The sequence below is a fragment of the Gemmatimonas sp. genome (assembly GCF_044376735.1).
Taxonomy (GTDB): Bacteria; Gemmatimonadota; Gemmatimonadetes; order Gemmatimonadales; family Gemmatimonadaceae; genus Gemmatimonas.
This window is the reverse complement of record NZ_JBILKJ010000015.1, coordinates 44,830-52,556: the sequence shown is the minus strand read 5'-3', so window position 1 is coordinate 52,556 and position 7,727 is coordinate 44,830. Positions and strand designations below refer to the sequence as shown.

The following is a 7,727-nucleotide window of genomic DNA, read 5'->3' as shown; positions in this document are numbered from 1 at the left end:
CATGCAGGCGGTCGTCGCCAAGGTGATCAGCGCCGAGCCGGAGCCGCTGACCCTGGTGCGGAAGGCCGTGACGCCGGCGGTGGACGCCGCGGTGCGGCGCGCGCTGGCCAAGCTGCCGGCCGACCGCTTTGCGTCGGTGGCGGCCTTCCTCGCGGCGCTCACCACCGCCGAGGCGCTCGGTGCGGCGGGCCCGCGTGGCACCGCCACGGCCACCGGTACCACGGTGCCGCGCTCGCGCTGGCCGGCGGCGGCCGTGGCCGGCACTCTGGCGGCCGTGCTCGGCGTGACCGCCGGGTGGGGGCTCTGGGGCGCCTCGCGCGCGGGCAGCACAGCGGCCGACATGGCAACGCTCACGCGGGTGCAGGCCACCTTCACCGGCACGGCCGGGCTCCCCGCGCTCTCCCCCGACGGCGAGGTGCTGGCGTACGTGGAGCGGCGCTGCGCCCAGCCCAGCCACGACGGCCATCAGAGCGAGTTCGCGATCGGCGTCGATGCCGTCCCCTGCGTGGACCGCGTGCTGGTGCAGGACACCGGCTCCACCTCGCCAGTGACCGTGCTTCGCGGGGTACGCGAGATGCAGAATCTGCGGTGGACGCACACCGGCACCGCGCTCGTGTTGTCGGCCGAGCTCGATTCCGTCTCGCCGGGCACCTACGTGCTCCCGCGGCTGGGGGGGACCCCACGGCGCGTGGGGCCCATGGGCTTCGTGGACGTGCATGCCCGCGGCGATACGGTGCTGGTGCTTCCGGGCACCGTCGAGTTCGAGAGTGCCTCGCACGCGCTCGTGATCGCGCTGGCCACCGGCCAGATCACCGACAGCGTGCCGATGCCCTCGCGGGTGCTCACCGCGATCGCCTGGTCTCCCGACGGTGGCCACATCGCCACCACCGACTCGCGCGGGCGACTGTACCTGGTCGATCGCGCCACCGGCCGAGCCGATTCGCTCGCCACCGTGACGCGCCAGCACCTCCGCTGGACGCCGGCCGGCGACGGGCTGCTGTTCTTTCAGCCGGCCGCCGGTCGCGATGACGACTTCCTGCGGGTGGCGGTCGACGGGAAAGGACACTTCGCCGGCGCGCCGGTGCCGATCGCGCCGCGCGGGCAAACGGTATTTCGCGGCAGCTTCGACGTGGCGCGCACCAGCGGTCTGCTGGCCATCGTCACCGGCAACGCCACCGGTGACCTGCACACTTTCCCGGTGCGCCCCGGCGAGCGGGCCACCTCGCGGCAGGTGACCAGCGGCACCTCGTGGTACAGCTACCCGACCATCGCCCCCGACGGGCGCGCGATCTACTACCTGAGCGGCAACGGCAACGGCGACAACCTGTTCCGCGTGGCCACCGACACGCCGGAGCCCGTGGAAGAGGCGCTGACCACCGGGAACGGCGCCGGCGTGTCGATTTATTCACTCGTGTCGCCCGATGGGCGCCGTGTGATTTTTCAACGGTACGTGGGCGACACGATGCGTACGCTCGACGTGAACGTCGAAGGCCAGCCGACGGTGACCGCGCTGCCGATCGGCGCCGACGGCCGCTGGCGCCCCGGGCTGTTCCCGTTCGGCACCGATGGCGTAGCGGGGGTGGCGGCCGACCTGCGGGCGCTGTTGGTAGCGGAGGGGCGCGGCCGCCCGGTGCGCCGCGTCGCGGCCCCCGATTCGTTTCTCATCATGGCCACGACACTGAGCCCCGACGGCTCGCGCATGGCGGTCGAGCTGCACGGACCGCGCGAAACGCTGTTCGGCGTCACCCCCCTCGACCGCTGGGCCTTCACCGTGCTCGAGCGCATCCCCGGGCCGGCCATCGGTACGTCGCTGTCATGGCGCGACGACGGGTTCGTGTACTACGGCGACTTCGACACCGCACTGCGGATGCCCGTGCTGCGCCGACTGGACCCCCGCGCGCCCGTTACCGGTCGCGCCCCGGTCGCCCTCACCCTGCCCGAACGGTGCAAGGTCCCGTCAGCCGTGGTGGCCGCCCGGGCGCCGGTCGGCACCTGCCTGGTGGAGGATTACCGTGGAGACGTGTATCTGTGGCGGCTGGATGGGGTGACGCGGTAAGCCGGCGCGCGGCTTCGCGATCGAGCGCGTCATCGATGCGCCCGTGCGACTCGTCCATGAGGCGCGCGCCACAATCAGCGCATCGCGCCGCGCTGCACCTTCGGTGGCCAGAGGGCTCACAGGATGGCGGCCCCGGCTGCATTTTCTCGTCGGTCCGCTCGCCCTTCCTTCCAATGCCTCTGATGCCTTCCATTCGTCACCGCGCCATCCTCGCCGCGATCGCCCTCGTCGCGGCCTGCGGTGGCGACCCCGCCGCGCCTGATGTGCCCCCGGTCGTGGCCATCACCGCCGCCGGCGGAGTCAGTACCCTCGCGTCCGGCGCCAGCGCGCAGCTCAGCGCCACCTACACCGATAATCGCGGCAAGCTGGCCCGCAACGCGGTCTTTGTGTGGGCGTCGTCCAACACCGCCGTCGCCACCGTGACGGCCAGCGGTCTCGTGACCGTAGCACAGGCGGGCACCACCACCATCTCCGCCACGTCCAGCGGCACCGTGGGCAGTTACAGCCTCACCGTCACCCCGGGCGCGCCCGCCAAGCTGTTCCTCAGCACGGCGCCGAATGGCGCGGCCTCGGGCATCCGGCTCACCACGCAGCCCGTCGTCGAGATTCGCGACAACGCCGACAACGTGGTCACGACCGCCAGCACCACGGTCACCGTCGCGCTCGTTGGCAGCGGGACATTGACGGGCACGACCAGTGTCACCGCCGCCCAGGGGCAGGCGCGATTCACCAACCTGACGATCGCGGGCCTGGTGGGCGGGCGGACGTTGCTGTTCAGCGCGATCGGACTGACGCCGGTCTTCTCGGGCGTCGTGACGTTATCGGCTGGTCCCGCCGCGGCGGTAACCTTCGTGGGTACGCCGCCCCGGCTGCGGAGCGGCGTACCCAGCGCCAACGCGATGCAGGTGCAGCTGCGCGATGCCGAAGGGAATGACGCCGCGGTGGCCGGGCGCCGAGTGGTGGTCGCGGCGACGGGTGGCTTCGGCGTCACCGCCACGGCCAACACGACCGCGCTCACCAATGCCTCGGGGCGGGCGGTGTTCAGTGCGCTCACCGTCGCCGGCGTGGCGGGCGCACGCACGCTCACGTTCGTCGCCGACTCGATTGCCACGGCCGCCACGGCCACACTCACCCTCGTGGGTGGCGTCCCCACGCGACTGGCCATCGAGCGTGATGCCCCGCCTACGGGAGAGACTGGCGTACCGCTCTCACCAGCTCCGATCGTGCGCATGCTCGATAGTGTGGGGAACACGTCGGCCGACGAGGGGGTGGTGCTCCGCGCGTCCCTGCGAGGTGGCGGTTCGCTCACCAACAGCACGGCGAGCACCGATACCGACGGTCGGGCCACCTTCTCCACGTTGACCATTCTGGATGCCGGAAGCACGCGCGTGCTGGAGTTCAGCGGCGTTGGACTAACCAGCGTCTCGTCGCGCACGATTGCCGTCACCCCTCCCGACACCGCGGCGCAGCCGTCCAGCATCCGCACGACGCTCTCAGCGAGTGACACCGTTGGTCGCGTCCTCGAGTTGACGGGTACCACCGCCTCGTTCCAGCCGTTCATCGCGGCTCGCAACGCCAGTGGAGCACTGATGGGAACCGGCGGTGTTCGCTGGTTCGCGCGCGATCCGTCGCGCGCCACGGTCACCTTCGACGGGCGCGTCACCGGCGCGCTGCCCGGCCGCACCTTCGTGGTCGCACAAGGCAGCCGCACACCGACGGTGGCCGACTCGATTCTGGTGTTCGTGCCGCGTAACGCCACGGGACCCATTCTTCGCGCGACGTTGCCCAGCTATCGCATCACCACGGACACGTTCTCCATCGTGGTCGAGGTGGTGCCGCGCGACGGGCGCACGCTGTCCGCCGCCGACCTCGAGGTGGCGTGGCCGGGGGCCGCCGCCTTCCCGTTCTCGCCGTTCAGGGTGACGGCGATCACGCCACTCCGCGCCGGTGTCGCGTCACAAATCGTCGATGCGCAGGAGAATGTGCGCGTCACGTGGGTGTCGGCCACGCCGGTGTCGGGGCCGGTCGCCCTCGTTCGCCTCTCCTGCCTCGTCAACCAACGTGGCGTCGGGAACCAGGTGGTGTTCACCCTCAATCAGTTGCTGGCCGGTGACCTCACGGACATCACGAGTGCCGTCAGTGTGTTCAATCCTGTGGTGATCGTGCGATGAGTGCACCACACGCCACATTCTTCCCGGGCAACTCAATGGTACGCATGAAGACCCCACTGCTCGCCCTGCTGGCCGTACTCGGCACGACCGCCTGCCGGAACGCCCTGCTCGATACGCCGCAGCCCGTCGTGCGCAGTACCCTCGCCGTACACGCGCGCAGCACACACGGCGATACGGTGCACCTCACCCTCACGCTCGGCACCGGTCCGTTGCGTGCGCTCGGCAGCGTCACCGCGGAAGTGGCCAACAGCCCCGACTGGAGCTTTACCGGCTGCGTGGCCGCACAAGGTGAGCCGCTGCTGGCCTGCAAGGCGCACAACGGATCCGTGCGCGTGGCGGCCGCGTGGGCCGCGGGCACCCACACCGGCGATCTCATCACGCTCACGTTCGTGCGCACCGCACCCGCCGCCCGCGCGTCGTGGCAGCTGTCGGTGCAGGAAGCGCACGGTGTGAGTGGGCAGTCGCTGCTCGAAGACCTCGACGTCCGCGCTGACGTCACGGATGGGACGCCATGACGGCGCGTCGTCCACGCACGGCGTGGCTCCTTACGCTGCTGCCGGTATTCGCCGCCTGCCATCAGCGCGGCTCCGCGGCGCCGGTGATTGAACGGCTGACCCCCGCCACGGCTGACGTGTCCCGAGGCGCCATGATCGACGTCACCATCGCCGGTCGCGGCTTCGATTCGCTCAACACCGTCCACTTCGGTCGCGTGCTCCTGCGCCAGGTGCCGCGCACCTCACCCACGTCGCTGCGCTTCACCGTTCCGCGCGACGATGAGCAGATGCAGGATCGCGGCGCAGCGCCCGTGGTACCGCTGGCCAGTGGGATGTACTCCGTGTCGGTCACCACCACGCGTGGGACCTCGAATGCCCTGCCGTTTACTCTGAGCGGGAATGTCCGATGAGACATCGTTTTCGAAATCGTTTGGGGTTCGCGGCACTCTGTGCCGTCATCATGCCACAGCTGGCCGTGGCGCAACGGCAAAAGGAAATCGTTCGCGAGGGTGACCCCGAGATCCGCCGGCAGGCGCTGATCAGCTTGTGGGATGCCGCGCCGGGCTCGCTCGAGGCGCGCACGGGCATGTCATATGGCGTGTGGCTGGCCGCGCAGCCGAGTGCCAGCAGCGCCATGCTGCGCGATGGCGTGCCCGTGCCCACGCCTGGTCGCTGGACCAGCATCGGACCTCGCGGCATGTACGGCGACAACGGCTTCTTCGGGTCACTGCCGCAGCTCGATGCGGGGCGCGTTCCCACGGTGGCGTTTCACCCGACCGACCGCAATGTGCTCTACGTGGGCACGGCGGCCGGCGGCTTGTGGAAGAGCACGAACGAAGGGGCCAGCTGGATGCCGCTCACGGACAATCAGTGTTCACTGGTCATCGGCGCGGTCGCGGTGGACCCCGTGAATCCGGAGATCGTGTATGCCGCCACTGGTGAGCCGAGCGAAACGACCCAAGGCTGTGGCGTGCTGCGCAGCACCGACGGCGGCGCCAGTTGGACGACGCTCGGACAGAACGTGTTCACGACCTCGCCCACGCAGGCGTGGGCAGTGTACGGCTTCGTGATCGACCGGGCGAGCGCGGGTACCGCCAACGCCACCACGATCCTGGCCGCCACGCTGCGCGGCATCATGCGCTCCACCAACTCCGGGCAATCGTGGACGGTGGTCACGCCGGCACTCACGTTCAGCGACATCGTGCAGCACCCCACCGATCCGAACGTCATGTACGCGGCGCGCGTCGGCGTGTCCGGAAGCCCAACGCCACCGGGTCTCTGGCGCAGCAGCGATCGTGGCGCCACGTGGAGCACGGTCACCAATTTCACCGCCGACTCGGTGGTGCGCATCGAGATCGCCGTATCCAGAGCACAGCCCGGCAGCGTGTGGATGGTGGCCGGTCGCCCGGACCGCAACTTCGGTGGGCTGTTTCGGTATGACGACGCCACTGGCACGCGCACCACGCTCAGCGCCGGCGGCTTGACTGATGCGCCAGCCGTCGCCAACCGCAACAACTTCGGCGGCCAGAGCGAGTACAACCTCATGATCGCCGTCGATCAGGCCAACGCCAATGTGATCTACACCGGCGGCGTACGGGCGTACCGATCGCGCAACGGTGGGCAATCGTTTACCGAAATGGCGCCCAATATCCACTGCGACTGGCACGTCGTGCTGGTGGACCCGAACGATTCACGCCGCATCTTGACGGGCAACGATGGCGGCGCCTTTCTGTCGCGCGACGGCGGCGATTCGTTCGAGTCATTGAATGCGGGACTGGCCACGTCGCTGCATTATCCGGGATTGTCGGTACACCCCACCGACCCCACGGGCGTACTCACGGGCTTGCAGGACAACGGAACGATCATTGCGCGCAACGGGATGCTGCAATGGAACGGCGTGAACGGTGGTGACGGCGCGTTTACGGCCACCAATCCGGACAACCCCGACATCGTGTACGTCTCCAGCCAGCTCGGCGCCCTGCGCAGACACCGACTGAGCACAGGCACATCCAGCGGCATCGTCAGCGGCATCGATGCCGCTGAACGGCGGGCCTTCATCGCGCCCTTCGTGATGGACCCGCAGCGATCGACGCGCTTGTACTTCGGTGGCGCCCGCATGTATCGCACCAGCAATGAGGGAACCGCGTGGACGGCGATCTCCAACGACCTCACGCGCGGATCCGGCACCATCGCCGCGATCGCGGTCGCGCCCAGCGATACGAATGTGATCTTCGTGGGCACCAACGACGGCAACCTACGCTATTCCCGCGACTTCGGCGTCACGTGGTTGTCGCCCACCACCACGCTGCCCTCGCGCTCGATCACTGATTTTGCGATCGACCCCACCGATGCCAATCGTATCGTGGTCACATTCGGCAGCTCAGGCACCTCGCACGCGTTTCGCTCGGATGACGGCGGCGCCACGTGGACGGACATCAACGGCACGCTCCCCGACGTCACGACACAGGCCGCCGCGTGGGGACCCGGTGGACGGCTGTTCGTGGGCAACATGCTCGGCGTGTACGAGAGCCGAGACCGCGGGGCCACCTGGACGCGGAACGAAGGACTACCCTCCATCCGCATTACGGACCTGGTGTACAATGCGCGCACCAACCGCTTGGTGGCGGCCACCTACGGACGCGGCATCTGGGCCTTCGACTTCACCACCGCCGCGACGGTGCTGCGCGGCGATGTCAACGGCGATAACCGCGTGGACGCCGCCGACGCACTGGTCATCCAGCAAGGCCTGATCGGTGTGCAGGTATCGTCCGCGGTGTCGCTGTTCCCCGCTGGTGATGCGGACTGCAACGGCAAACTCGAGGTGCGTGACGCGTTGCTTGTCGTGAGGTTCGCGGTGGGTGATGTCGTCGCGGGCAGCTGCGTGGGCACGCGCCGCTAGTGTCACAAAGGGTGCGGGGCAGATGACCCTGCCTCGCACCCTCTGGCTACCCTCTGGCTACCCTCAGTGCACGCAGCATGGTTGGCGCCCGTGCATCGCGCAATCAC

At 69.3% G+C, this 7,727-nt stretch carries 4 protein-coding genes and 1 pseudogene; all 5 read left to right on the top strand.

The features are described 5' to 3' along the window. Nucleotides 1-2,056, top strand: a pseudogene (locus ACIRA7_RS04205) (hypothetical protein); the annotation flags it as partial. 182 nt (nt 2,057-2,238) lie between these two features. After that, nucleotides 2,239-4,227 (top strand): Ig-like domain-containing protein, encoded by a 1,989-nt coding sequence (locus ACIRA7_RS04200; protein WP_396219564.1) that lies wholly within the window; start codon nt 2,239-2,241, stop codon nt 4,225-4,227. 44 nt (nt 4,228-4,271) lie between these two features. Next, nucleotides 4,272-4,742: a hypothetical protein gene (locus ACIRA7_RS04195; RefSeq protein WP_396219563.1), complete on the top strand. Its 471-nt coding sequence runs from the start codon at nt 4,272-4,274 to the stop codon at nt 4,740-4,742. Beyond that, a complete protein-coding gene (locus tag ACIRA7_RS04190) occupies nt 4,739-5,131 on the top strand; it encodes an IPT/TIG domain-containing protein (RefSeq protein ID WP_396219562.1) in 393 nt (130 codons plus the stop codon). The genes ACIRA7_RS04195 and ACIRA7_RS04190 overlap by 4 nt, the downstream gene beginning before the upstream one ends. Nucleotides 5,132-5,181: 50 nt before the next feature. Then, nucleotides 5,182-7,620, top strand: coding sequence for a dockerin type I domain-containing protein (locus ACIRA7_RS04185; protein WP_396219561.1), 2,439 nt, complete (start codon nt 5,182-5,184; stop codon nt 7,618-7,620). Nucleotides 7,621-7,727 lie beyond the last annotated feature (107 nt).